Here is a 24077-nt window from a genome sequence, read left to right as displayed (position 1 = left end):
CGCTCCCACAGGTGACCGCGTTCCCCAGAGGAATGCGCTCACCTGTAGGAGCGAGCTTGCTCGCGATGAACGATAACGCGGTCTTACGGATGCAACACAAGCGCCGTAAGGCACTTGCCATCGCCCTGACGTTAACGTAAAGATTGCGGCAGGGCGCTGAACTTGAATAAGCGCAAAGCGGACCGATCCGGAGCGCTTGATGACGCTAATAAAAACAACTCCTCCCAAGCTTCACCGCGAAGCCCGGCTCGCCCGGGAAAAGCTCCATCTCGAGGGCGAAGTCCCCGATGGCGTGCTGCGGGCCGAAATCGATGCGTCGTGGCGGCGCAGTCTCAGCCATGGCGTACATTTCAACGCCAAGCACGAGCTGGCGCTGGAATCGAGCGCCAGCCTCGACGTGCTGTTGGCGAGCAATCGTCTGCTGATCGACGCCGCATTGCCGGCCATCGACTACCTCGCCGAACGCCAAGGCAAGGAAGGCCTGATTATCCTGGCCAATTCCGACGCGACCATCCTTGCCGTCGAAGGTCGGGCCGATCGCCTCAAGGGCAGCGGCCTGCAAGACATCACCCTCGGCGCCTGCTGGAGCGAAGCCGCTCGCGGCACCAACGCACTGGGCACCGCACTGGTCGAAGCCCGGCCGACGATGATCGATTGCGGCGAACATTACCTCGACCGTCTTAGCGATTTCTCCTGCACGTCGGTGCCGATCCATTGCCCCCAAGGCGACATTCTCGGCGTCCTCGACCTGACTCGCGAAGGCCCGCTCGGCCGGGTTCATGACAGCACCGCGTTGCTGGCCATGGCCGTCAGCCAGATCGAAAGCCGCGTGTTCAACGCAAGCTATCCAGACGAAATCGTCCTCGCCTTCCACAGCCGTCGGCAGTACCTCGAATCCCCGTGGCAGGGCCTGTTGGCAGTGAGCCTGGGCGGACAGATCCTCGCGGTCAGCGCCCAGGCCTGTCAGTTGCTGCGTGCCGAGCGTTCGGCGCTGGTCGGTCGCCGTTGCGAAGAGTTCCTGGGGGTCGATGGCCTGCAATTGTTGTCGCGTCTGCATCAGGGCGGCGTCGGCAGTTTGCAGACCGCCAAAGGCGAATTCTTCTACAAAACCCTGCGTGCGCCGCAACGTTCCATCAATGTCAGCACGCCGCCACGCAGCCCGGCGAAAACCGCCAAACCGCAACCAGATCTTGAATCCCTGGCCGGCAGCAATGTCCGTTACGCCCGGGCCTTGCGCATGGCCCGCCAAGGGCTGGCCAATGAATTGCCAGTGTTGCTGCTCGGTGAAACCGGCACCGGCAAAGAAGTCATCGCCCGCGCCCTGCACATGGCCGGAACCCGCTGTGACAAGCCTTTCGTCGCGGTGAATTGTGCTGCGATTCCTGAAGGCCTGATCGAGTCGGAGCTGTTCGGCTACCGTGAAGGCGCCTTCACCGGGTCCCGTCGTGGCGGCATGATCGGACGGCTGCAACAGGCCCACGGTGGCACGTTATTCCTCGATGAAATCGGCGACATGCCGCTGGCCTTGCAGGCGCGTCTGCTGCGGGTATTGCAGGACCGTAAAGTAGCGCCGCTGGGTGCCGGTGAGGAACAAGACATCGACGTCGCGCTGATCTGCGCGACCCACCGCGACCTCAAGCGCCTGGTCGAAGAAAAGCACTTCCGCGAAGACCTGTTTTACCGGGTCAACGGTATCAGCGTGATGCTCCCGGCCCTGCGCGAGCGCGAGGATTTCAGCGCTTTGGTCGCTCGTCTGCTGACCAGACTTGATGCCTCGGCGATGGTCCTGCATGACGACTTGAGTCGCTTGCTCGACGGCTATCACTGGCCGGGCAACATCCGCCAACTGGAAATGGTCCTGCGCACCGCGCTGGCCATGCGCGAACCCGGCGACACGGTGCTCACCCTCGACCACTTGCCCGACAGCATGCTCGACGAACTGACCGCCACTGAACGACCGGCGTCGGGCAGCATTCGTGAAAACGAACTGGAGCTGATTCGCCAGTCCCTGGACAGCCATCAGGGCAACGTCTCGGCCGCCGCTGACGCCTTGGGTATCAGCCGCGCGACCCTGTATCGCAAGCTCAAACAGTTGCGCTCGTGATGCAGCGCTTGATCGTTCGGCTGATCGACAGCCAGAACCCCGAAGCCCTGCAAGCGGCATTGCGTTGGCTCTACAGCTTTGTGCGCCCGCATCGATTGGCGATTGCCGGGCTGCTTGGTTTGTCGGCCTGCGCTTCGTCGCTGGTGCTGGTGCAACCGTGGTTGACCAAGCTGCTGATCGACGATGGCTTGTTGGCGAAAAACTTTCCGATGCTGGTGCTGATTGCCGGGTTAATGATTCTCGCCGGGCTGCTCGGCACGGCGCTGTCGGGGATCAATCGCTACCTGCACACACGACTGTCCGGACGGATTCTGTTTAGCCTGCGCGATGACCTTTATCGGCATCTGCAAACCCTGTCGCCGAGTTTCTACGGACAGCGGCGCATCGGTGATCTGATGTCGCGCCTCGATGGCGATGTCGCGGAGATCCAGCGCTTTGCTGTGGATTCGCTGTTCTCTGCAGTATCCAGCGTCATTGGCCTGGTGGTTGCGGTGGCGATGCTGCTGACCCTGTCGTGGAAACTTTCGTTGCTGGCATTGGTGCTGATTCCCCTCGACGTGCTCTGGCTGCGCTGGATGCGGCGCAAGGTCGAGCGCGATGTGCGGCAGTTGCGCGAGCGTTCTGCGGACATGTCGTCGTTCATGGTCGAGACCTTGCCGGTGATGAAATTCATCCAGTCTGCCGGCCAGCAACAGCGTGAATCGCGACGGCTGGAGACGCTCGGTCAAGGCTACATGAGCCAGTTACTGCGCCTGCAAGTCACCGAGTTTTTCACTCAGGCGGTGCCCGGCACGCTGACGTCATTGTCCCGGGCCTGCGCGTTTTTGATTGGCGGTTATTGGGTAGTGCAGGGGACCTGGCAACTGGGTGCGTTGATCGCGTTTTCCACTTACCTGGGCATGGCGGTCGGGCCAGTTCAGAGTTTGCTCGGGCTCTATGTGGCGATTCAGCGGATGACCGTCAGCCTCGGTCGGGTGATGGAATTGCGCGGTGAAGAACCGACCGTTCTCACACCGGTTGAACCCCAACCGATACCGACCTCCGGTGAGCTGCGTTTCGACGACGTGCACTTCAGCCATCCCGGTCGTTCAACCACTTTGCGCGGCATCGAAGCGCGAATTCCCTATGGCTTGAAAGTCGCCCTGAGCGGCGGCTCCGGGGTCGGTAAATCAACGCTTATCGATCTGCTGCAACGGCATCACGATCCACAGTCCGGTCGCGTGCTGCTGGGGGACGTCGATTTACGAGAACTGGACCTGTTCCAGCTGCGTCGACGGATCGCTGTGGTCAGTCAGGACATCGTGCTGTTTCGCGGCAGCCTCGCGGACAACCTCGCTTACGCGGTGCCGGACGCCAGCCGCGAAGCGATTGCCGAAGTCGGCCGGCTGGCGCAACTCGACAGTCTGATCGAGTCGCTTCCCGAAGGTCTCGACAGTCCGCTGGGCGAGCGCGGCCAGCAGCTTTCCGGTGGGCAGAAACAACGCATCGCCATCGCCCGCGCGCTGTTGCAGGACCCGCTGATTCTGGTGCTGGACGAAGCGACCTCAGCGGTGGACGAAGCCACCGAGCGCGAAGTCATCGAGGCCATCGACCGGCTGTTTGCCGGGCGTACGCGAATTCTGATCAGCCATCGCCCTTCGACGTTGGCCGATGCCGATTTGCGCTTTGAATTGCTCGACGGCGTGCTCACTTCAAAAACGGTGCTGCATGAAGCCTGAGATACGGATTGGCGTGGTGGACAGCGGCCATTCGGCGGCGCAACGGGTGCAGGTGATTGCCGGACGGCGGTTTTCACTGCTGGAGGATGGACTGGCCGAAAGCGAGTTGCGTGACGATCCGCTGGGCCATGGCAGCGCGGTGATCGAAGCGATCGGACGACGGGCGCCTGCGGCGGTGTTTTGCGTAGGGCAGGTATTTGACCAGCGTGGCGTCACCAGCGCCTTGCAGATTGCCACCGCGATTGACTGGCTGGTGGCACAGGACGTTCGGCTGATCAATTTGAGTCTCGGCTTGCGTCAGGATCGAAGCCTGTTGCGCGAAGCCTGCGCAGCAGCGGTGGCACGCGGCATTTTGTTGTGTGCCTCCAGCCCGGCGCAGGGCGAGGGCGTGTTCCCGGCGAATTATCCACAGGTGCTGCGAGTCACTGGCGATGCCCGCTGCGCCGAACATGAATGGTCGTGGCTCAACAGTGCCCAGGCCGATTTCGCGGCGTGCGTGCACGGGACCTATCCGGGGCAATCGGGTGCGAGTCTCGGGTGCGCGGCGTTGAGCGGGCACATTGCGGGTTTCCTGGTTGCGCATCCCGACGCGAGCAACGAACACGTCATCGAATGGCTGCGCGAGCACGCCCGTTATCGCGGCCCTGAACGGCGCTTCGGACCATGATTCTGATTCTTGGCGCCGGTCCCGCCGGGGCGGCGGTCGCCCTGGGATTGCGACGGCTCGGCTATGCGGTGACGCTGGTCAGCGAGTGGCGCCGGTTTGCGGCGTTGGAAGGTGTTTCTGTTCGGGTACTGGAGGCGTTGCGCGGTGTGGGTCTGCATCAGGCGTTGGCAGATGCGGCGTTGCCTTCCCAGCGGCAGGTGTCGTGGAACGGTCAGCAGCATGCGCAAAACATCGAATTTCTGTTGGACCGTCCGAGCTTCGACCGAGGCTTGCGCGAGGACCTGCGTCTGGCGGGCGTCGAGTTGATCGAAGGCCGGGTGCTGAGCGTTCAGACCTCGGCGACCGGACATCGGGTCGAGATTGAAGGGCACGAAGCGCTGAACGTGGATTTTCTCGTAGAAGCCCGTGGACGTCAGGCACCCGCGCTTGGCAAAGGCCTGCGTGGGCCCGAGACGGTCAGTCTGCTCAATCGCTGGCAAGGCACGCCGGGCAGCACCGTCAGTGCGGTGGAAAGCCTTGAGGACGGCTGGGCCTGGATGGCGCGACGGGCCGACGGTCAGTGTTATTGGCAGTGGACGGTGGACGTGGCCAGTGCCGAGTTGCCGTGCAAGGCAAAGTTGCTGGATTACTGTCGCGCACGACGCCAGGGCTCGGCATTGGCGCGTGAGTTTTTCGGTGCCGGGGCTGAGATCGATCTACAGCTGCATGCGCGCAGCAGCACGGCGATCTTGAGCCCGCAGGTATGCGGTGATCACTGGATCCGGGTCGGCGATGCCGCGATGGCGGTGGACCCACTGTCGGGCAATGGCATTTTCCAGTCCTTGTCTTCAGCGTTGCAGGCGCCCACGGTGATCAACACGTTGTTGCGCAAACCGGAACGGGCGGCGCTGGCCCAGCGCTTTCATCGGCAGCGGGTGGAGCAGCTGTTTTTGCGCTTCGCGCGGATCGGCCGGGATTTTTATGCCGATGAGCAAAGGTGGCAGGAGCTGCCGTTCTGGCAGGCGCGGCGGCAGTGGCCGGATGCTGAAGTGGCCCATGCCGAGGCGGATTTTGCGGCGTTGAGGATTGAGCGGGCACCGGTGTTGAAAGACGGGTTTGTGGATGAGGCAGAGGTGGTGATCACGGCGGATCAGCCGTTGGGGATCTGGCATGTGCAAGGGGTTGAATTGGCGCCGTTGGTGCGGCGGTTACGGACCGAATCAGCCGAGCAGGCATTGGCCGGGTTGACGGTGGAGCAGGGGCGGGTGGTTCGGGGGTGGTTGTTAAGTCAGGGGTTTAAGCCCTGAGCTTTGGGTGACTGGTCTGGCGTCTTCGCGAGCAAGCCCGCTCCCACATTGGAATGCGTTCCCCTGTGGGAGCGGGCTTGCTCGCGAAGGCGGCCTGAAGAACGGCGCAATTACAACTTGATCAACACCGACTTCAACTCGGTGTAATGCTCAATCGCCGCATACCCCATCTCCCGCCCAACCCCGGACATCTTGTACCCGCCAAACGGCAGCGCCGGATCGAGCGCGCTGTGGCAATTGACCCACACCGACCCCGACTTGATCCGCGGAATCATCCGGTGCACCGCCGCCAGATCGTTCGACCAGATACTCGCACCCAGCCCGTAAGGACTGTCATTGGCCATGCGCAAGGCATCGGCCTCATCATCGAATGGAATCGCCACCAGCACCGGGCCGAAGATCTCCTCCTGCACCAGCGAGTGCTTCTGACCGACATCGACAATCACCGTCGGCTTGACGAAGAACCCCGGACCGAACTGCTCGCCACCGCAGGCGATGGTCGCGCCACTTTCCCGGCCCTTTTCGATGTAGCCGTAAACCCGCGCCTGCTGACGCGCCGAGATCAGCGGCCCCATCTCGACACTCGGGTCCAGCCCGTTACCGAGCTTCATGGCGTTGGCAATGTCGGCGATGTCCGCCACCACATTGTCGAAATGCTTGCGCTGCACATACAGCCTGGAACCGGCGCAGCACACCTGGCCCTGATTGAAGAAGATCGCGCTGGCGGCACCGGCTGCGGCGGTTTTCAGGTCCGCATCGGCCATGACGATGGTCGGCGATTTGCCGCCCAGTTCCAGGGTCACCCGGGTCATGGACTCCATGGCGATCTTGCCGATTTGCTTGCCCACGGCGGTGGAGCCGGTGAAGGTCAGCTTGTCCACCAGCGGGTTGTGGGTCAGCGCCGAGCCTGCGGTTATACCGGTCCCGGTGACCACGTTGAACACCCCCTCGGTATAACCGGCTTCCAGCACCAGTTCGGCGAGTTTCAGGGCGGTCAGCGGGGTTTCGTCAGCGGGTTTGAGCACCACGGTGCAACCGGTGGCCAGGGCCGGGCCGAGTTTCCAGCAGGCCAGCAGCAGCGGGAAGTTCCAGGCGACGATGGCGCCGACCACGCCTACCGCTTCGCGGCGGATGAAGCTGTGGAACTGATCGTTGGGCATCAGCGGCAACGACACTTCAACGCTGGAACCTTCGATCTTGGTCGCCCAGCCCGCCATGTAACGCAGGAAATCGATGGACAGCTGCACGTCCATCACCTGGGCCACCGCCGCACTTTTGCCGTTGTTCAGGCATTCCAGTTGCGCCAGCAGTTCGGCGTCGCGTTCCATCAGATCGGCAAGTTTCCACAACAGGTTCTGCCGCTCCCGTGGGCGAGTGCGGGTCCAGGCCGAATCATCGAAGGCCTGACGAGCGGCAAGCACGGCGCGGTCGACATCCTCGGGCGTGGCCCGTGGCACCACGCACAGCACTTCGCCGGTGGCTGGATTGTGCAGCGGCATGGTCTGGCCGTCGGCGGCCTCGACCCAGTCGCCGCCGATCAGCATGCGCGGGGCGCGTTGGATGAACGCGGAAGTGGCGGGAAGCAAATATGGGAGCGTCATGGCGAGGCCTCTTGTTGTTCGTGAGAACGAAGCTTTCGCAATGGCTGTGCCAAGTGCCGGGAAAAGCCGGACCACCCTTGGTCGGCGGGGTTTTGGCGCAATCAAGGAAACCGCGGACTCAGTGTGGCTGTTGCAATTTGCGACAAACATGAGACGACGAGCAACCGGTTGCGACCTTGAGACACCCACTATGGGGGGCTAGAATTTTCTGGCTCAGTGGATGAAGTGATGGACCGTTCATCCGTCCACACATCTGGCGTAAGGGAGGTCGTGATGTTCCTTTCAACCCTGGAAATTCAAAGCATCATTGAACACAAAATGCTGCCCGCCGTGTGCACGTGCATCATGGAGGCAGACCAGTCTCTTACGATTCGGGTCTGTGACTGCATGACAGGAAAAGTGGATCTGATCGCCACTAACGTCCCCGTATGGAACTTGAACAGTCCCCATGACATTGCTGTACTTGTGGCGGATATTCAGCAAAAAATCGAGGCTCATAAAAGCACTTCCTCGACACTAGCCAGTTGAACGGATGTCCCCCGCAACACGCACGTGCTGCGGGGTGACGGCGGATCAGGAATGGATCTTCCGCGAAATCTCCTCGAACGTGTCGCCATCTACGGCGGCCAACAGCTTCTTGTCATCGTTCAGCGTCGCCAGGAAGGTGACCTCGGTTTCCTTGCCGGCCAACATGAATCCCGCAATCGCGCCGATAGGGCCCAGAAACATTGCGCCCGCCACGCCGAAGCCGATGGCGTCCTTGATGTTGTTGATCGATTCCTGGTTAGCGACTTCCACGCGCTTGAACGATGCGAGCGGGAGGGTGATGCCGGGCCATGGGTGAAGCGACGTTCTAAGGGTAAAAACGCCGTCTCTGTACTCTCCATCACCCTGCAGAAAGTCCCCCGCCAGGACAGTGATGCTTGCCATTGTGTTATCCCCTGACTGGCAATCGGTGAACCACCATTTCGCACCCGCCTGCAACGGTCGTCAATCGTCGGGCGATGAACTGTTCCGGCCGGGCATCTATGCTTGTCTCACGTTGCAACACCTGTCGCGATATTAGACGCCGGCGGACCGGTACAGGCGCGATTCGAAGGCGTTGTCTTCACGTAACTGCTTGATAAAAAAGGCTATCGGTAAGCTGGCACGCTCCGTGTATTGCTCATCGCAGACGTTTCTCTTGCCTCCGTCAGCGGTGCGCCGCCGACGGCAGAAACCATAAAAACGATAAGCCACAAAAATAAGAAAGCACCGTGCGAGGTTCGACGTTGATGAAGAGAAGACTCCGATCAGGCCTGAGCGCCAGTCTGCTGGCCGTGGCCGCGTGTGTGGCGCTGCATTCGCCCGACAGCGTGGCAGCCCGCGACGCCCAGACCATCCTCAAGGAAACCTGCCAGGGCTGTCACACCCCCGAAGCCGATAACGCCCTGAGCCGCATCAGCCACCAGCGCAAAACCCCGGAAGGCTGGCTGATGAGCATCGCCCGCATGCAGGTCATGCACGGTTTGCAGATCAGCGATGACGACCGCCGCACCCTGGTCAAATACCTCGCCGACACCCAAGGCCTGGCGCCGAGCGAGACCGATGGCGTGCGGTATGCGCTGGAGCGTCGACTCAATACCGTCGAGAAGTTCGACGACCAGACCAGCCAGATGTGCGGGCGCTGCCACTCCGGTGCGCGGGTCGCCCTGCAACGGCGTCCGGCCCAGGAATGGGAACGCTTGGTGAACTTCCACCTCGGCCAATGGCCGTCCCTGGAATACCAGGCCCTGTCCCGCGACCGCGACTGGTTTGACCTGGCCCGTAAAGAGATGGTGCCGCTGTTGGCCAAGCGTTATCCGCTGGACAACCCGGCCTGGAAAAAATGGCTGAGCAGCGCGCCGAAAGCCGACGCGCTGGTGGGCGACTGGAGCTTCAGCGGCCACTTGCCGGGTAAAGGCGAGCTGGCTGGCGTGATGAGCGTCACGGCCGATGGCAGCGACACCTTCAAGGTCAGCGTCAAAGGCCAATACGCCGATGGCAGCCCGTTCAATGGCGACGGCAGCGCGATTCTCTACACCGGTTACGAATGGCGAGGCAACGTGACCATCGACGGCGTGACCATGCGCCAGGTCTTCGCTGCCCAAGGCAGCTCGATGCAAGGCCGGATGTTCGAAGCCGAGCACGACGAGCGCGGGCTGGACTTCGTCGCCGCCAAACAGGGCAGCAGTCGTTTGCTGGCGGTTCAACCGGGTTACCTGAAGGCGGGCGCCGAGACTGAAGTCACCCTGATCGGCAGCGGTCTCACCGGGAAACCGAACTTTGGCAAAGGTGTGGAAGTGGTCGAAGTCCTGGAGCAAAGCCAAGAGCGCATGCGCGTCAAACTCAAGGCCGCCGCCAATGCCCAACCGGGTCTGCGCAACGTCACCGTCGGCACGCTGAAGGGCCCGACCCTGTCGGTCTACAGCAAAATCGCCGAAGTCAAAGTCGTGCCCGAGTTTTCGGTGGCCCGCGTCGGTGACGGCGGTGGTTCGACGCCGAAAGTCCAGGGCCGTTTCGATGCCGAAGCCTGGGGCAAGGGCGCGGACGGCAAGCCGTATCGCATCGGCGTGTTCCCGGCGCAATGGTCCGTCGAAGCCTTCGACGATCGCGCCAAGGAAGACGAAGACGTCAAGTTCGCCGGCACCATGCAGGCCGACAGCGGCGTGTTCACACCGGGCGATGCCGGGCCGAATCCGCAACGCAAAATGTCCACCAACAATGCCGGCAACCTGAAGGTGATCGCCGCGGTCGACGACGCAGGGAAATCCCTGTCCGGCGAAGGCCACATGATCGTCACCGTGCAACGCTGGAACAATCCACCCATTCCATGAGTTGGCTGAAACCATAGGCTTCAGACACTTTTTCGGAATGACCGCAGGCCCCGTAAGACGGGGTTTGCACAGGAGGTTGCAATGGGCGCTATTTTGAATCTGGTTGAGCGGAACCTGCACGAAGTGCACGTCGATGCCGACCGCATGCTGTTCCACATTCCCAGCAGTTCGCTGTTCGCCAGCGATGAGCTGACGGGCACCATCATCGACACGTTGCGCGGTCCTGGCTGTTCGTCGGACGACCTGATCCAGCGTTTGGCTTCGCGTTTCAACGGTGAGGAAATCACCGAGACCCTGCGTGAGCTGATGTCCCTGGAACTGGTCAGCGACGGCTCGCCGCTGACCCCCGACATCGGTACCAAACGGGTTGAGCGCACCGCGATCAACACCGTGGTGCTCAACGTCAACACCGGCTGCAATCTGAGCTGCACCTACTGCTACAAGGAAGACCTCGACAAACCGTCGGCCGGCAAGAAGATGGACGTCGAAACGGCGGTGGCCTCGGTGGAAATGCTGCTGCGCGAATCGCCGGATGAAGAGCGTTTCACCGTGGTGTTTTTCGGCGGCGAACCGTTGAGCAACCGCAAGCTCATCGAGTACATGGTCGATTATTGCGAGAAGCGTTTCCGCGAGGCCGGCAAGTTCGTCGAGTTCGTCATGACCACCAATGCCACGCTGCTCACCGAAGAGACCGTGGACTACCTCAATGCCCACCGTTTCGGGCTCTCGGTGAGTATCGACGGACCGAAAACCGTGCATGACCGCAACCGCATCACCGTGGGCGGGCAGGGCACGTATGACGTGGTGCGGCGCAAGGCCGAGATGCTGCTGTCGCGCTACAACAGCCGTCCGGTGGGCGCTCGGGTCACGCTGACTACCGGCGTCACCGACGTCGAAACCATCTGGGATCACCTGTTCAACGAACTGGGTTTTGCCGAAGTAGGGTTTGCCCCGGTGACCTCCGGCGACATCAGCACGTTCAACCTGTCCAGCGACGAGTTGATAGAAGTCTTCGCCAACATGAAGAAGCTCGGTCGGCGGTATCTGGAAGCGGCGCTGGAGCACCGCAACATCGGTTTCTCCAACCTGCACCAGTTGATTACCGACATCCACGAAGGCCACAAAAAAGCCCTGCCCTGTGGCGCTGGCCTGAAGATGCTGGCAGTGGATCACAAGGGCGAATTGAACCTGTGCCACCGCTTTACCGGCTCATCGTTACCAACTTTCGGCAACGTCCACAGCGGGGTGAAGCAGGTGGAGTTGAACGACTTCCTGTCCCAGCGCCTCGACCGCACCAACACCGGTTGCGAGGACTGCCAGATCCGCAATCTGTGCTCCGGCGGCTGCTACCACGAGAGCTATGCCCGTTACGGCGATCCGACCCACCCGACCTATCACTACTGCGAACTGATGCGTGACTGGGTCGACTTCGGCATCGAGGTCTACACCCGGATCATGGCCCACAACCCTGCGTTTATCAGCAGCTACATCACTCCGCGCAAGGCTCACTGATATGAAACATCTCAAGGCAATCAATAATAAAGCGCTGAAACTGGATGAGGCCGCGGCCGAAAACCGTATCGAAGAAGTGGTGGCGATGAGCTCGGTTGCAGGCTGCGCCTCGACCACCGACCCGGGTTGGGAGATCGATGCGTTTGGTGGGGTGTCGTCGCTGTGCCAGCCGATGGAAGCCGACTTGTATGGCTGCTCCGACCCGTGCTGGTGGCCAGCCCAGGTGCCCGACATGATGAGCACCTACCCGGACTGGAACAAGGATGCCCAGGCGTCCAACGACAACTGGCGCAACCTTGGCACTGTCTTCCCTAAAGACAAGTGATCGGACAGAGAAGAAGGATTCCAGCATGCACAGCATCAAAGCCTGCGGCCTGGCCGCATTCGCCGTCCTGAGCGTCTGTTCGCTCACTGTTCTGGCCGATGAAAACACTGCTCTGCAAGACGGTCACGAGTACATGGTGACCACCAATTACCCGAATAACTTGCACGTGATCGACCTGGCCACCGACACGGTGTTCAAGACCTGCAAGATGCCGGATGCCTTCGGTCCCGGCAGCGTCCAGATGTCGCCGGATCGCAAGACCGCTTACGTACTGAACAACCACTACGCCGATGTCTATGGCGTCGAGCTCGACAGCTGCAAGCAGGTGTTCCACGCCAGCATCACCCAGAAACCGGGGGAGAAAGCCAAGTCGATGTTCGCCTTCACCCTCAGCCACGACGGCAAGGAACTGTTCGCCATCGCCAACCCGACGTTGATGCTCAACGACCGGTATGAAGTGCAGCAACCCCGGCTCGATGTGTACGCGACCGACGCCGGTATGGACGCCAAACCCGTGCGCAGTTTCCCGGCGCCGCGGCAGCTGACGATCATGCAGAGCGGTGACGACGGCACGCTGTACGTGGCGGGGGCGGATGTCTACAAGGTCGATGTGAAGACCGGCAAGTTCGACGTGCTGATCCCCAGTCGCCACTGGAAGCGGGCGAACTACAGTGCGCCGGACGTGCTTTACGTGTGGAACCAGCAGACCTATCGCCATGACTTTTCGCTGCTCTACACCGCCGCGAAATTCAAGGACAAGAAACAGGATCCGGCCACCGCTGAATACCTCTACGGACTGTTCAGCATCGACCTGAAAACCGGCAAGACCGAAACCACCGACTTTGGTCCCCTGACGGAAATCTACTTCAGTGGCATGCGCTCGCCCAAGGATCCGAACCTGATGTTCGGCGTGCTCAACCGCCTGGCGAAGTACGACATCAAGGAGAAGAAAATGCTGCAGGCGGCGACACTGGATCATTCTTACTACTGCATTTCCTTCAACAAGGACGGCAGCAAGATCTATCTGGCGGGGACGTTTAATGATGTGGCGATCTTTGATCCCGAGAGCATGAAGCAGATCGGCAACATCAAATTGCCGGGTGGGGATATGGCGATTACCACTGCGCAGATATTTGTCCGGTAAAGGGTGGCGTCTGACCTGACGCCTTCGCGGGCAAGCCCGCTCCCACAGGTTTTGCATTGCTCGCAAGAGCATCACAATACCTGTGGGAGCGGGCTTGCCCGCGAAGAGGCCCTCAGCCTCACCGAAGTATTAGGCCCCAGGCACCGGGCAACTCATATCCCCTTCCTGACACTTCAGATAATTCTTGAAAGTCTCCACCCGCGCCTTGGTCAACTCCGTGACGCAGTTGCTGTAGATCAGCGGATACACACTCCCTCCTTCCACTGCGGACGCCGAGAACTTGCACTCGGCATCGCGAAACGCAATCCACGAGCGCTGCGACCCCACTAGCAGTTTTTTGCTGTCCGGGTTGCTCTTCAAGCGATTGGTGATCTGCTGGTAAAGCGCATTCAACTCCTTATCCGCTGCCTTGTGCTGCTGCGTCGCACACTGGTTCATCGTGGCCTGATCGGTGGCGTTGTCGCAGTCGGCCGCGTGGGCAACGGTGGTGAACAGCAAAGGGGTCAGCGCCAGTAGGAAGCGTGGGTTCATGAGGGAGGCTCGCAGTGACAGGGGAAATTGAGACGCAGTGTAGCGAAGCGGTGTCAGCTATCGACAGGTGCGCGTGACGTCGTGAGCAGATTATCTGCGTAAGTCTCGATGTCTTCACGCCTGTGCAGCTTTGCCAGCCAACCTTCGGGAATGCCTCGCACACCGTAATGAGCCCCCGCCAACTGTCCGGCGATCGCGGCAGTGGTATCGGCATCGTCGCCCAGGTTCGCGGCTTCCAGGATGCAGGCTTCAAAGCTGTCGGTTTGGTGGAAGCACCATAAAGCCGCTTCCAGTGACGCAACGCAGTAACCGCTGCCGTGGATATCGCTTTTGGGTTTGCCGAGATAGTCGCCTCGGGCGATGGCTTTGACCTTGGGTTCCAGAAACGTTGTCGCTGATACGTTGCGCAGGCTGGGTTTGGACTCGCCCTGCAGCGCCTTGCAGATCAACTCGGCAAACAACTGGCAGCATTCAACGGCTTCCGGCGCGGCATGGGTCGTCAGTGAACTGTTCGCGGAAAATGTCCTGACACGGTCGCGATCCGGTAAGTAATACAGAACCACCGGCACCAGCCTCATCAACGAGCCGTTGCCGGCGGTGTAAGGATCGGTGGAGCCTGCGAAGGGAACGCCGGTTTGCTGATAACGCGTTAGCGAATCACGCACCGTCATACCTATATCGAAGCATTCGCCGGTTGAGCTCAAGTAACCCTGTTGCCACCAGTTGAGGTAGCGCCCCATCTGGTCCGCCGCATCGAACCCTTTTTTAGTCAGGAGGCTTTCGGCCAGGCAAAGCGCCATCGAGGTGTCATCGGTCCATTGCCCGGGCTTCAGGTTGAAGGGGCCGCCGCCGACCATATCGGTTAACGGATTGAACGAGCCACGAGGCTGGAATTCGACACTGGTGCCAACGGCATCGCCGCAAGCCAGGCCCAACAGGGCTCCGCGATAACGTTCCGTGAGTGAGGGCTGCATGAATCTTCCTTGTCTGGTCAACGTCGTCCCTGCAAACGGTAGCAGTTCCAGAAGGTTGGCTCTCGTTCTCAAACCAGAACTTATGGTCATAAATGCAGCCGAATATTTCAGACATGCTTGATAACAACTCCCCATTGATACAACTTTAGGGTTGGTCTTGTGGTCTTACAGGCCTACTGTTCAGTACAGGAGGTGACTTATGAACCCAGCATCAGATCGCATCGAAAGGAAAATCCTGCTCAGAGTGCCACGCTCGCACGTCTGGCGTGTGGTGGCCAATGCCGAAGCCTTCGGGCAGTGGTTTGGCGTGGCGCTGGAGGGCAAGCGCTTTGTCGCCGGTGAATGGACGCAAGGGCAGATTACTTACCCTGGTTATGAGCACCTGCTGTGGAATGTGCTGGTGGAGCGGGTCGAGCCGGAGCGGGTATTTTCGTTTCGCTGGCACCCGTACGCGATTGAGCCCGATATCGATTACTCCCAGGAACCCACCACGCTGGTGAAGTTCGAGCTCGAAGACATGGATGAAGGCACCTTGCTGAAGGTCACCGAGTCCGGTTTTGATCACATTCCGCAAGCGCGCAGGCTCAAGGCGTTCCGCATGGACAGCCGTGGCTGGGATGAGCAGATGAGTAATATCGAAGAGTTTTTGAAAACCAGCGCCAAGGCTCGCGAGAGTCAGTCAGAGTAAACGCTGCATGTTTGAACCTTGGCTGAAACGCTGGGCACTGGTGCCGGACGGCGAACCGATCATCACGCCCGGCAGTCGTTTGCTGCCGGTACGGATGGGGGATTCGCCGGCCATGTTGAAGATCGCGGTCGATGCCGAGGAGAAGTTCGGCAATCTGCTGATGACCTGGTGGAACGGCGAGGGCGCCGCGCGGGTTTACGCCCATCACGGCGAGGCCTTGGTGCTTGAACGTGCCGAGGGCGAGCGATCGCTGATGCACATGGCGCTCAACGGCCAGGATGACGAGGCCAGCCGGATCCTGTGCGCGGCACTGGCCCGTTTGCACGCACCGCGTCCATCACCGCCACCGCCGCTGGTTTCTTTATCGTCATGGTTCGCTTCGTTGCGCCTGACGGCCGAGCAACAGGGCGGTACCTACTTGTTCAGCCTGAAAACCGCTGAAGCGTTGCTCGCCGAGCCACAGGACGTGGTGGTTTTGCACGGCGATATGCACCACGACAACGTTCTGGATTTCGGCCCTCGAGGCTGGTTGGCCATCGACCCCAAGCGGGTGATCGGCGAGCGCGGTTTCGATTACGCCAACCTCATCTGCAATCCCGAATTGCCGACGGCGATTGATCCGCAACGCTTCAAACGACAAATCGAGGTTGTAGCCGAAGCCGCGGGGCTTGAACGTCGCCGGCTGCTGCAATGGGTGTTGGCGTTTGCCGGATTGTCGGCGGCATGGTTTCTTGAGGATAACGATGACGTTGCCGCCCACGGTCAGCTGCAGGCCGCTGAACTCGCGGCTTGCATGCTGAATACCTGACGCGTCTAAGGGTTTTCGGAAGGGCGGGTATGGCGAATGTCTTACGCGCGATGGTAGCTATGTCGTCTGTTGCACATTGGATCCGATGCGTAATCTAGCCCCATCAACTGAAGCACAGGAAGTGCTCCAGGATCACGGACGATCGACCATTAGCAAGGATTCGCTGCCGACAGGGAGTCGATATGGTCTTGGGAAAACCCGCTTCGGCGGGTTTTTTTTCGTCTGCTGAAAACTGCGATCCCTTGTAGCAGCATCTTGATGTGTTAATCGATGAATTGCAGACATGGCGCGAAGTGTCGGTTTCCACCGATTTCTAAACCTAAATACGGTCCGTAGCAGCTGCCGAGCCTGCGAGGCTGCGTTCGGCGACGAAGTCGTCGTAAAATCAGCCCCCGCTATGTGTCAGGAAAACCGCATTTGCAGGGTTTACGACGACTGCGTCGCCGGACGCAGCCTCGCAGGCTCGACAGCTGCTACAAAGGTGGTTTTCACGCTCAAATGGTCAAAGGCTTACACCGGCTAACGGGTATGTCGTCTTTTGATGCTTCACCGATGCGTTTATTCTGGATCCATCAACTGAAGCACAGGGAGTGCTCAGGATCACGGATGATCGACCATTGGCCAGGATGGCTGCCGACAGGATGTCGAAAATGGTCTTGAGAAACCCGCCGAGGCGGGTTTTTTTTCGCCTGTCGAAAAGTACAACTACAACTTGGCCGCCGCCCGCTCAGTGATCTGCGCCCTTTGTTGCAGCGATTGCGCCGCTCGCCGCTGCGCTTGTGCCAATACGCTTTGCGGCGCTGTTTCAGGGCTGCCTGACTGGAACGGCGGTGCCGGGGCGTATTCCAGTTGCAACTGCACCAGCTCAGCCGTGTCCTTATCGAACAACTCGGCGGCCAGGGTCAGGGCAAAATCGATCCCTGCGGTGATCCCGCCACCCGTCAGTAGATTGCCGTCGCGCACAACGCGATCCTTCACCGGTGTCGCGCCCAAAGGTGCCAGCAAATCGTGATAAGCCCAGTGAGTCGTGGCGCGTTTGCCCTTCAGCAGGCCGGCCGCACCGAGCACCAGTGCCCCGGTGCAAACCGACGTAACGTACTTTGCGTTAGCCGCCTGAACCTTGATGAAAGCCAATGTCTGCTCATCCTCCATCAACGGCCCGACACCGCTGCCCCCGGGAATGCAGATCACATCCAGCGCCGGACAATCATCGAAGGTCGTGGTCGGCTTCAGCACCAGCCCAGTGCTCGAAGTCACCGGCACCAGGTCCTTCCAGATCAAATGCACCTTCACGTCCGGCAGCGAGGCCAGCACGTCGTAGGGGCCGGTGAGGTCCAGTTGTTGAACCTGTGGAAACAACAGAAAACCGATCTGCAACGTCATGGCTTTTTTCTCATGAAGTGGGTGGACGGCTTCACTTTAGGCTCGTAGGATCTGGCGCATACGCCAATCACCCCACGAATTACGCCAACATGCCGAAAACCATTCACGTGCTCGCGTTCGCCAATGTGCAATTGCTCGATGTTACCGGGCCGTTGCAGGTGTTCGCCTCGGCCAACGACATCGCCCGCCAACAAGGCTTGCCGCCGCCCTACGCACCGACAGTGATTGCCTGCGGTGGCGGGGCGGTGATGTCGTCGGCGGGGCTGGCGCTGTTGGCCGAGCCGTTGCCCGAGCAAGGCAGCGACACCTTGATCATCGCCGGTGGCTGGGGGGTTTACGCGGCGGCGGAAGACCCGCCGCTGGTGGCTTGGGTGCGTGAACATGCGACGGTGTGTCGGCGGGTGTCATCGGTGTGTACCGGGGCGTTTTTACTGGCGGCCAGTGGCTGGCTGGATGATCGGCGGGTGGTGACGCACTGGACCCGCTGCGAGCAGCTGGCGCAAAAGTATCCGCGCTTGCGGGTCGAGCCCAATCCGATCTTCATCAACGACGGCCCGGTCTGGACCTCGGCCGGGGTCACCGCCGGCATTGACCTTTCGCTGGCGATGGTCGAAGAGGATCTCGGGCGCACGATGGCCCTGGACGTCGCCCGGCAACTGGTGGTGTTCCTCAAACGCCCGGGCGGTCAGTCGCAGTTCAGCGTAACCTTGTCGCTGCAAAAGGAAGGCAACCGATTCGACGAACTTCATGCCTGGATCAGCGAACATCTCACCATGGAGCTGGGCATTCCGACCCTCGCCTTGCAGGCCGGCATGAGCGAACGCAGCTTCGTTCGCCATTACCGCGCCGACACTGGCCAGACCCCGGCGCGGGCCATTGAACTGATCCGGGTCGAAACCGCACGCCGCTTGCTCAGTGACACCGGTCTGCCGATCAAGCGGGTGGCGGTGCAGTGCGGGTTCGGCAGCGAAGAGACGCTGCGACGCAGTTTCCTGCGGGCCATGGGCGTGACGCCACAAGCCTATCGCGAGCGGTTTTCCGTCAGCGTCGAAGCAGATCCAGTAATGCCTTGAGTGTGGCTTCAGGCGCTTCTTCGGGAATGTTGTGCCCGACGCCCGCCAGCACTCGCCGCTCATAAAATCCAGTGAAATGCTCGATGTCCTCATCGATTTCCTCTGCCGGTCCGACGCCATCGTCGGCTCCACACAGGGAAATCGTCGGGACGCTGATCGGCGGCTGTCGGGTCAGCGCTGCTTCCATCCACTCCAGTGCCGGATCGCCTGGCGTGTAGATGAATCGGTGGCGATACGAGTGAATCACCACATCGACGAAATCCGGGTTATCAAAGGCCGGCGCGCTCAGCGGGTAGCGCCCAGGGCCTTTGGCCCAGGTTGGTGACCATAACTTCCAGAGTAATTCGCACAAGTCCTGGCGATTTTTCGTCAGGCCTTCGACCCCTCGCGGCGTGTGGAAGTAGTACTGATACCAGAGGCGATGTTCGGTTTCCGGGTCCAGTGGTTCGGTGGAATGGGGAATGTTCTGAAGGTTGTAGCCATCGCCCGTCACCAGGCAACGCACCCGCTCCGGCCACAGCGCCGCCACGATACACGCCGCCCGACCGCCCCAGTCGTAGCCGCAGAGGGCGGCTTTCTGGATGGCCAGCGCGTCCATCAAGTCCAACAGGTCCTGGGCGAGGGCGGCTTGCTGGCCGGAGCGCAGGGTGTCCGGGCTGTTGAAAACCGTCGCACCGTAGCCGCGCAGGTACGGGACGATGACGCGGTAGCCCTTTGCCGCGAGGGCCGGGGCGATTTCGTCGTAGCCGCGGGGGGAGTAGGGGAAGCCGTGGAGGAGAATGACGGGGTCGCCGGTGGCGGGGCCGTGTTCTTCGTAGGCGACCGTCAAAACCGGGGTTTTGGCGTATTGGATCAACGCTTCATTGTTCATCAGACACTCCATAGGTGTTTTTTGAAACGGATGATGCTCGTCGACCAAGGCGCCGCCGTCTCAGGCCTCCACTTCCGCCACCTGGTTGAAGTACTTCGACCGGTCCGGCGTAAACGTCACCGCCATCCTGGTCCGCGAACACGTCAGGGCCCGCTCTTCACCCAGATCCACATCCAGATCTTCCCCGCGCAAACCCTGCCATTGGGCGAGGTATTTGAGCGATCCGTACTTTTCGAGTTTCTTCAGGCTGCGGCTGACGCCACCTTTCCAGCCCAGCACCGGCAATTCGCCGGCTAGGCAGCGTTGGGCGAGTTCGGGGAAGCGGGCGGCGCGCTGGCGGCCGATTTCCCAGCATTTGATCAGGCCTTTGTCATGGGCTTCCCACAATTCGTTGCGGTTCAGGCCTGAGCGGAGCGGGGAGTCGATGGGGCGGTGGATGCGGTGGCTCATTCTGGTTCCTTGAATTCGGGTTTTATCGGGCAGCTCCGCTGCACCCGTTGAGCGTGGATGTTAGGGGGGGATGTAACGGCTGGCAACAAGGTATTTCCGGGAGTAGGAACCCAGTGTCGCGTAGGTAAACAGCGGTTCTGTTTGGATTTTGTAGGTGTTCGGCCAGCATGAGCCTGTGGCGAGGTGTGTTTTGTCAGATAGGCCGTGTTTAAGTCGTTCGACGGGTTAGCGTTGTTCCTACAAACAGCGTCATAAAAAGCGACGTTTCTGGCACGTTTTGGCGGACATGGCATTCAGTTGATTTACTGGTGAGGCTGATGGCCTCTTCGCGGGCAAGTCGGATCGCCGCCCGCACGCTCCCACAGGTTTCGTGTCGAACGCAAAATTTGCGAACGACACAAAAAACTGTGGGAGCGTGGCTCCGCGAAGGAGGCTGCTCGGTCTCAAGGCTGCCAGTAATTCTTCTCCCCGCTCAATTTCCGATCCAGAAAGCTCGCCGCGCTGATCAGCGCCAGGTGCGTCAACGCTTGCGGCGTGTTGCCCAGATGCCGCGCATGGCTGTCGAATTCTTCGGCGTACAACCCCAGCGGGTTGGCGTACCTCAGCAACTGTTCAAACTCCAGATGCGCCTTTTCCACCTGACCCGCCCGGGCCAGGCATTCGACGTACCAGAACGAACACGCGGCAAAGGCGCCTTCGGTACCCTCGAGGCCGTCGATCTGGCTGTCTTCGTTGCGGTAGCGGTAGACCATGCCGTCGCGCACCAGCGTTTTCTGGATGGCTTCGAGGGTCGAGAGCCAGCGCGGGTCCTTGGCGCTGACGAAGCGCACCAGCGGCATCAGCAGCATCGAGCCATCCAGCGCGGTGCCGCCGATGTGCTGCACGAAATGCCCGCGTTCTTCGTTCCAGAAGTTGTCCCAGATGTCGGCGTAGATCGCTTGGCGGGTCTGGTCCCAACGGGCGAACGGGGCGGGCAGGGAGCGTTTGGAAGCGAGGCGAATGGCCCGGTCCAGTGCAACCCAGCACATCAGCCGCGAGTGCAGGAAGTGATGCTGCTCGCCGCGCATTTCCCAGATGCCCACATCCTTTTGCTGCCAGGTTTCACAGACCTGATCCACCACTTCCACCGCATGTTTCCAGCCCTCATGAGAGATGGCGTCGCCGTATTTGTTGACCAGGTACACCGCGTCCATCAACTCGCCGAAGATGTCGAGCTGGACCTGATCGTAAGCCTGATTGCCGATCCGTACCGGCGTCGCGCCGCCGTGGCCGGACAGGTGCGAGAGTTCGGTTTCCGGCAGTTCCTGACGGCCGTCGATGGCATAGAGAATGTTGAGTTTCATCGATTTGCCGTGGCAATCGCTGACCCGCCCGCGCAGCCAGCGCATGTAATCGTTGGCCTCCTGAACGAAGCCCAGGCGCATGAACGCGTAGACGGTGAACGAGGCGTCGCGGATCCAGGTGTAACGGTAGTCCCAGTTGCGTTCGCCGCCGGGTGTTTCCGGCAGGCCGAACGTGGCTGCGGCGAGGATCGCGCCGTGTTTACGCGAGGTCAGCAGCTTCAAGGCGAGGGCCGAACGATTGACCATCTCCCGCCAGCGACCGCGGTAGTTGGACTGACCGCTCCAGTCGCGCCAGAACTTCAGCGTGCGTTCCAGGCACAACCCGGCGGCGCCTTCCTGGAAACGCGGGTCGTCGATGCCGCCGAGCAGGAATTCGGCGCTCTGGTCTTGTTTGAGGGTGAATTCGGCCACTGCCGCGTTGCCATCAAGGCTCAACACCTGGTCTGAAGACAGGCGCAGAGAGGGCTGATTGTCCGCCTCGAACGCCACGTCTTTTTGTTCCATGCGCGCGTGAGTCTTGGCGCGAGCGTAGTCATGCCGCACGGCGCAGCGCATGTGAAACGTCGCCTGGCCGCTGACCACGCGAACCCGGCGCATCAGCACCGGAAAATCATCTTCGCTGTCGCCAATCGGCAGCAGGTCGGTCACTTCAACCACGGCGCGGTCGCTGAGCCAGCGGGTTTGCAGCACGTTGGTGTCGGGCAGGTAAATCTGTTCGCGGCGGGCATCGGGCAAGTCCGGCGACAGCTGGAAAATACCGGCCTCGGGGGTGTCCAGCAGCGAGCAGAAAATCGATGGGCTGTCGAATTCGGGCCAGCAGAAAAAGTCCACGCTGCCCCTGTCATTGACCAGTGCCGCGCTGCGCATGTCGCCGATGATGCCGTGGGCGTCGATGGCGCTTTGTCGTTCGAGATGATGATCAGCCATTTCCGCGAAACTCCGGATAGAGGCTCATGCCGCCGTCGATGAACAGGGTGGTGCCGACGATGTAGTCGGAAGCATCCGAGGCGAGGAAAACCACCGCGTTGGCGATGTCCTCGACTTCACCGACCCGGCCGTAAGGAATGAGTTTGAGCAGGTCCTGCAGGTGGTCGCCCGAGGTGGCATCGCGGTTGATCGCCGTGCGAATCGCGCCCGGCGCGATGCCGTTGATGCGAATACGCTGGTGGCTGACTTCCTGGGCAAGGGTCTGCATCAGCATGTCCACGCCGCCCTTGGACGCGGCGTAATTGACGTGACCAGCCCAAGGGATCCGCTGGTGCACCGAGCTCATATGAATGATTTTGCCAGCGGCCCGGGACACGCCTTCGCGAACACCTTGCCGGTTGAAAATGCGCAGGGCGGCGCGTGCACAGAGGAACTGGCCGGTGAGGTTGACGCCGATCACCTGGTTCCAGTCGGCAAGGCTCATGTCCACCGCATTGGCGTCTTTCTGCATGCCAGAGTTGGCGACCAGAATGTCCAGCGAACCGAACGCTTCGAGGGTTTGCGCGAACAGCCGTTCGACGTCCGCTTCCTGGGAAACGTCGGCCTCGATGGCAATGGCCCGACCACCTTCAGTGTTGATCTGCCGGGCCAGTTCCTCGGCGGGAGCGGGCTGGGAATTGTAGTTGATCACTACCGCGGCTCCTGCGGCGGCCAATGCCTTGGCGGCGCCTGCGCCGATGCCGGAACTGGCGCCGGTGACGAGGGCGACTTGTTGGTCGAGGGAAATCTGCATCAGCACTGGCGCCTTGAGTTGAGGGCTTAATTAGCTGACTGGCGGGTGCTGGCGAGAGTTCACGTCAAACCATGAAAGTTTCGTCACCCGAATAGAGATTAACGGTGGGAGCGGGCTTGCTCGCGAAGGCGGGGTGTCAGTCGACATCAACTTAGGCTGACCCACCGCCTTCGCGAGCAAGCCCGCTCCCACAGTTGGATCTTCGACTAATTCAAGGCCGGCCTCATCCGTTCTCTTGATAGACAACTTTTCGAGGTAAGCCCGGTGACCCAGCTGACATTGCTGTGCCTGCCCTATTCAGGCGCGAGCGCCATGGTCTACAGCCGCTGGCGGCGCAAATTGCCGGAGTGGCTGAAGTTGCAACCGGTTGAGCTGCCAGGGCGCGGCGCACGGTTTGGCGAAGCACTACAGACCGATATGCGCGCGTTGGCCCGTCAACTGGCGGCAGAGTTGCAAACGTCCTTGCGCGCGCCTTACGCAGTGTTCGGCCATAGCCTGGGTGCGTTGCTGGCTTGTGAGCTGGCCCACGCATTGCGCGCGCTGGGTTGCCCGGAGCCGGTGGCGCTGTTCGCCTCGGGCACGGCCGCGCCGACCATGCGGGCTGATTACGATCGCAGTTTCGCCCAGCCCAGGACCGATGCTGAACTGATCGATCAACTGCGCACCCTCAATGGCACCAGCGAAGAAGTGCTGGCCAACGAAGAGCTGATGAGCCTGACGTTGCCGGTCCTGCGTGCGGACTTCCTGCTGTGCGGACGCTTCGAGCCGCAGCAGCGTCCCTTGCTCAAGTGCCCGGTGCACGTGCTCGGTGGCAGGGACGATCGGGCCACCACCGAGCAGTTGATTGGCTGGAGCAAGGAAACCCACGGCAGTTTCTCCGTCGACATGCTGGCCGGCGGTCACTTCTTTATCCATGAGCACGAGGCCAAGGTATTGCGGGTGATCAAGGATCAGCTCGATGTTCACCATCGCCGCCATGTCATGGCCGCCAGCGCCTGACCCCATCTCCCGCCTCACAAAATCC

22 protein-coding genes are annotated in these 24077 nt (G+C 60.9%); 13 read left to right on the top strand and 9 right to left on the bottom strand.

Translation table 11 applies throughout. From position 1 onward, the window contains the following. The first annotated feature begins 199 nt into the window (after nucleotides 1-199). From ACA072_RS19790 to qhpG, 4 genes are read left to right on the top strand one after another with little or no spacing between them, the layout of a single operon-like run. Nucleotides 200-2104 (top strand): sigma-54-dependent Fis family transcriptional regulator, encoded by a 1905-nt coding sequence (locus tag ACA072_RS19790; protein WP_497620030.1) that lies wholly within the window; start codon nucleotides 200-202, stop codon nucleotides 2102-2104. Beyond that, entirely contained in the window at nucleotides 2104-3822 is a 1719-nt protein-coding gene (locus tag ACA072_RS19785; protein ID WP_497620028.1) for an ABC transporter ATP-binding protein, read from the top strand. Before ACA072_RS19790 ends, ACA072_RS19785 begins: the two co-directional genes overlap by 1 nt. Next, nucleotides 3812-4489, top strand: a complete 678-nt coding sequence (gene qhpE, locus ACA072_RS19780) for a subtilisin-like serine protease QhpE (protein ID WP_497620026.1) — start codon at nucleotides 3812-3814, stop codon at nucleotides 4487-4489. The genes ACA072_RS19785 and qhpE overlap by 11 nt, the downstream gene beginning before the upstream one ends. Further along, nucleotides 4486-5775 (top strand): flavin-dependent monooxygenase QhpG, encoded by a 1290-nt coding sequence (qhpG, locus tag ACA072_RS19775; protein ID WP_497620024.1) that lies wholly within the window; start codon nucleotides 4486-4488, stop codon nucleotides 5773-5775. Before qhpE ends, qhpG begins: the two co-directional genes overlap by 4 nt. 110 nt (nucleotides 5776-5885) lie before the next feature. Here the strand turns inward: qhpG and ACA072_RS19770 are convergent, their stop codons facing one another. Next, on the bottom strand, nucleotides 5886-7376 hold the full coding sequence (locus ACA072_RS19770; RefSeq protein ID WP_497620023.1) for an aldehyde dehydrogenase family protein: 1491 nt from the start codon (nucleotides 7374-7376) through the stop codon (nucleotides 5886-5888). Between the two features lie 273 nt (nucleotides 7377-7649). Between ACA072_RS19770 and ACA072_RS19765 the strand changes: the two genes are divergently transcribed. Then, nucleotides 7650-7904: a DUF1652 domain-containing protein gene (locus tag ACA072_RS19765; RefSeq protein ID WP_497620021.1), complete on the top strand. Its 255-nt coding sequence runs from the start codon at nucleotides 7650-7652 to the stop codon at nucleotides 7902-7904. Between the two features lie 45 nt (nucleotides 7905-7949). Here the strand turns inward: ACA072_RS19765 and ACA072_RS19760 are convergent, their stop codons facing one another. Then, nucleotides 7950-8306: a hypothetical protein gene (locus ACA072_RS19760; RefSeq protein WP_497620019.1), complete on the bottom strand. Its 357-nt coding sequence runs from the start codon at nucleotides 8304-8306 to the stop codon at nucleotides 7950-7952. Between the two features lie 344 nt (nucleotides 8307-8650). On the opposite strand from ACA072_RS19760, the gene peaA reads away from it, so the two are divergent. From peaA to peaD, 4 genes are all read left to right on the top strand, one after another. Then, the gene (peaA, locus tag ACA072_RS19755) at nucleotides 8651-10231 is read left to right on the top strand and encodes a quinohemoprotein amine dehydrogenase subunit alpha (RefSeq protein WP_497620017.1); all 1581 of its coding nucleotides are present in this window, start codon (nucleotides 8651-8653) and stop codon (nucleotides 10229-10231) included. Between the two features lie 81 nt (nucleotides 10232-10312). Then, nucleotides 10313-11743 (top strand): quinohemoprotein amine dehydrogenase maturation protein, encoded by a 1431-nt coding sequence (gene peaB / locus ACA072_RS19750; protein WP_131059818.1) that lies wholly within the window; start codon nucleotides 10313-10315, stop codon nucleotides 11741-11743. A 1-nt stretch (nucleotide 11744) separates the two neighbouring features. Then, nucleotides 11745-12068 carry a quinohemoprotein amine dehydrogenase subunit gamma gene (qhpC, locus tag ACA072_RS19745; RefSeq protein ID WP_008027961.1) on the top strand — a complete coding sequence of 108 codons (324 nt, stop codon included), beginning with the start codon at nucleotides 11745-11747 and terminating at the stop codon, nucleotides 12066-12068. A gap of 25 nt (nucleotides 12069-12093) precedes the next feature. Further along, nucleotides 12094-13212 carry a quinohemoprotein amine dehydrogenase subunit beta gene (peaD, locus tag ACA072_RS19740; protein ID WP_497620015.1) on the top strand — a complete coding sequence of 373 codons (1119 nt, stop codon included), beginning with the start codon at nucleotides 12094-12096 and terminating at the stop codon, nucleotides 13210-13212. Nucleotides 13213-13341: 129 nt separating this feature from the next. Here peaD and ACA072_RS19735 read toward each other — a convergent pair whose 3' ends face one another. Together ACA072_RS19735 and ACA072_RS19730 are read right to left on the bottom strand one after the other, a co-directional pair. Continuing rightward, nucleotides 13342-13743 carry a lysozyme inhibitor LprI family protein gene (locus ACA072_RS19735; RefSeq protein ID WP_497620013.1) on the bottom strand — a complete coding sequence of 134 codons (402 nt, stop codon included), beginning with the start codon at nucleotides 13741-13743 and terminating at the stop codon, nucleotides 13342-13344. A 53-nt stretch (nucleotides 13744-13796) separates the two neighbouring features. Then, nucleotides 13797-14717: an ADP-ribosylglycohydrolase family protein gene (locus ACA072_RS19730; protein ID WP_497620012.1), complete on the bottom strand. Its 921-nt coding sequence runs from the start codon at nucleotides 14715-14717 to the stop codon at nucleotides 13797-13799. A gap of 199 nt (nucleotides 14718-14916) precedes the next feature. Between ACA072_RS19730 and ACA072_RS19725 the strand changes: the two genes are divergently transcribed. Beyond that, nucleotides 14917-15405 carry an SRPBCC family protein gene (locus ACA072_RS19725; protein WP_497620010.1) on the top strand — a complete coding sequence of 163 codons (489 nt, stop codon included), beginning with the start codon at nucleotides 14917-14919 and terminating at the stop codon, nucleotides 15403-15405. A gap of 7 nt (nucleotides 15406-15412) precedes the next feature. Further along, a complete protein-coding gene (locus ACA072_RS19720; protein WP_497620008.1) occupies nucleotides 15413-16213 on the top strand; it encodes an aminoglycoside phosphotransferase family protein in 801 nt (266 codons plus the stop codon). A gap of 705 nt (nucleotides 16214-16918) precedes the next feature. Here the strand turns inward: ACA072_RS19720 and inhA are convergent. Next, the gene (inhA, locus tag ACA072_RS19715; RefSeq protein ID WP_497620006.1) at nucleotides 16919-17596 is read right to left on the bottom strand and encodes an isonitrile hydratase; all 678 of its coding nucleotides are present in this window, start codon (nucleotides 17594-17596) and stop codon (nucleotides 16919-16921) included. Nucleotides 17597-17685: 89 nt separating this feature from the next. Between inhA and ACA072_RS19710 the strand changes: the two genes are divergently transcribed. Further along, nucleotides 17686-18669, top strand: coding sequence for a GlxA family transcriptional regulator (locus ACA072_RS19710; protein ID WP_497620005.1), 984 nt, complete (start codon nucleotides 17686-17688; stop codon nucleotides 18667-18669). Here ACA072_RS19710 and ACA072_RS19705 read toward each other — a convergent pair. The 4 genes from ACA072_RS19705 to ACA072_RS19690 all read right to left on the bottom strand — a co-directional run bounded on the left by ACA072_RS19705 (nucleotide 18638) and on the right by ACA072_RS19690 (nucleotide 23053). Continuing rightward, nucleotides 18638-19540, bottom strand: coding sequence for an alpha/beta fold hydrolase (locus ACA072_RS19705; protein WP_497620003.1), 903 nt, complete (start codon nucleotides 19538-19540; stop codon nucleotides 18638-18640). The two genes, ACA072_RS19710 and ACA072_RS19705, sit on opposite strands and share 32 nt — an antisense overlap. A 60-nt stretch (nucleotides 19541-19600) precedes the next feature. After that, complete coding sequence (locus tag ACA072_RS19700; RefSeq protein WP_497620001.1) at nucleotides 19601-19990, bottom strand: hypothetical protein; 390 nt, start codon at nucleotides 19988-19990, stop codon at nucleotides 19601-19603. Nucleotides 19991-20433: 443 nt separating this feature from the next. Next, complete coding sequence (locus ACA072_RS19695) at nucleotides 20434-22260, bottom strand: glycoside hydrolase family 15 protein (RefSeq protein WP_497619999.1); 1827 nt, start codon at nucleotides 22258-22260, stop codon at nucleotides 20434-20436. Further along, the gene (locus ACA072_RS19690; RefSeq protein ID WP_497619997.1) at nucleotides 22253-23053 is read right to left on the bottom strand and encodes a glucose 1-dehydrogenase; all 801 of its coding nucleotides are present in this window, start codon (nucleotides 23051-23053) and stop codon (nucleotides 22253-22255) included. Before ACA072_RS19690 ends, ACA072_RS19695 begins: the two co-directional genes overlap by 8 nt. Nucleotides 23054-23317: 264 nt before the next feature. On the opposite strand from ACA072_RS19690, the gene ACA072_RS19685 reads away from it, so the two are divergent. Further along, nucleotides 23318-24052 (top strand): thioesterase II family protein, encoded by a 735-nt coding sequence (locus ACA072_RS19685; protein WP_497619996.1) that lies wholly within the window; start codon nucleotides 23318-23320, stop codon nucleotides 24050-24052. The last annotated feature ends 25 nt before the right edge of the window (nucleotides 24053-24077 follow it).

Source organism: Pseudomonas sp. LBUM1656, from assembly GCF_059716065.1.
This window is presented reverse-complemented; position numbering and strand designations above follow the sequence as displayed.

Bases quoted from the DNA above. Each gene is read 5' to 3' on its own strand.
- ACA072_RS19760 (WP_497620019.1), bottom strand. From the start codon at position 8,306: ATGGCAAGCATCACTGTCCTGGCGGGGGACTTTCTGCAGGGTGATGGA.
- ACA072_RS19720 (WP_497620008.1), top strand. From the start codon at position 15,413: ATGTTTGAACCTTGGCTGAAACGCTGGGCACTGGTGCCGGACGGCGAA.
- ACA072_RS19730 (WP_497620012.1), bottom strand. From the start codon at position 14,717: ATGCAGCCCTCACTCACGGAACGTTATCGCGGAGCCCTGTTGGGCCTG.
- ACA072_RS19785 (WP_497620028.1), top strand. From the start codon at position 2,104: ATGCAGCGCTTGATCGTTCGGCTGATCGACAGCCAGAACCCCGAAGCC.
- peaA (WP_497620017.1), top strand. From the start codon at position 8,651: ATGAAGAGAAGACTCCGATCAGGCCTGAGCGCCAGTCTGCTGGCCGTG.
- ACA072_RS19690 (WP_497619997.1), bottom strand. From the start codon at position 23,053: ATGCAGATTTCCCTCGACCAACAAGTCGCCCTCGTCACCGGCGCCAGT.
- ACA072_RS19770 (WP_497620023.1), bottom strand. From the start codon at position 7,376: ATGACGCTCCCATATTTGCTTCCCGCCACTTCCGCGTTCATCCAACGC.
- peaD (WP_497620015.1), top strand. From the start codon at position 12,094: ATGCACAGCATCAAAGCCTGCGGCCTGGCCGCATTCGCCGTCCTGAGC.
- qhpG (WP_497620024.1), top strand. From the start codon at position 4,486: ATGATTCTGATTCTTGGCGCCGGTCCCGCCGGGGCGGCGGTCGCCCTG.
- ACA072_RS19765 (WP_497620021.1), top strand. From the start codon at position 7,650: ATGTTCCTTTCAACCCTGGAAATTCAAAGCATCATTGAACACAAAATG.
- ACA072_RS19790 (WP_497620030.1), top strand. From the start codon at position 200: ATGACGCTAATAAAAACAACTCCTCCCAAGCTTCACCGCGAAGCCCGG.
- qhpC (WP_008027961.1), top strand. From the start codon at position 11,745: ATGAAACATCTCAAGGCAATCAATAATAAAGCGCTGAAACTGGATGAG.
- ACA072_RS19735 (WP_497620013.1), bottom strand. From the start codon at position 13,743: ATGAACCCACGCTTCCTACTGGCGCTGACCCCTTTGCTGTTCACCACC.
- ACA072_RS19710 (WP_497620005.1), top strand. From the start codon at position 17,686: ATGCCGAAAACCATTCACGTGCTCGCGTTCGCCAATGTGCAATTGCTC.
- ACA072_RS19695 (WP_497619999.1), bottom strand. From the start codon at position 22,260: ATGGCTGATCATCATCTCGAACGACAAAGCGCCATCGACGCCCACGGC.
- inhA (WP_497620006.1), bottom strand. From the start codon at position 17,596: ATGACGTTGCAGATCGGTTTTCTGTTGTTTCCACAGGTTCAACAACTG.
- peaB (WP_131059818.1), top strand. From the start codon at position 10,313: ATGGGCGCTATTTTGAATCTGGTTGAGCGGAACCTGCACGAAGTGCAC.
- ACA072_RS19700 (WP_497620001.1), bottom strand. From the start codon at position 19,990: ATGAGCCACCGCATCCACCGCCCCATCGACTCCCCGCTCCGCTCAGGC.
- ACA072_RS19725 (WP_497620010.1), top strand. From the start codon at position 14,917: ATGAACCCAGCATCAGATCGCATCGAAAGGAAAATCCTGCTCAGAGTG.
- ACA072_RS19705 (WP_497620003.1), bottom strand. From the start codon at position 19,540: ATGAACAATGAAGCGTTGATCCAATACGCCAAAACCCCGGTTTTGACG.
- qhpE (WP_497620026.1), top strand. From the start codon at position 3,812: ATGAAGCCTGAGATACGGATTGGCGTGGTGGACAGCGGCCATTCGGCG.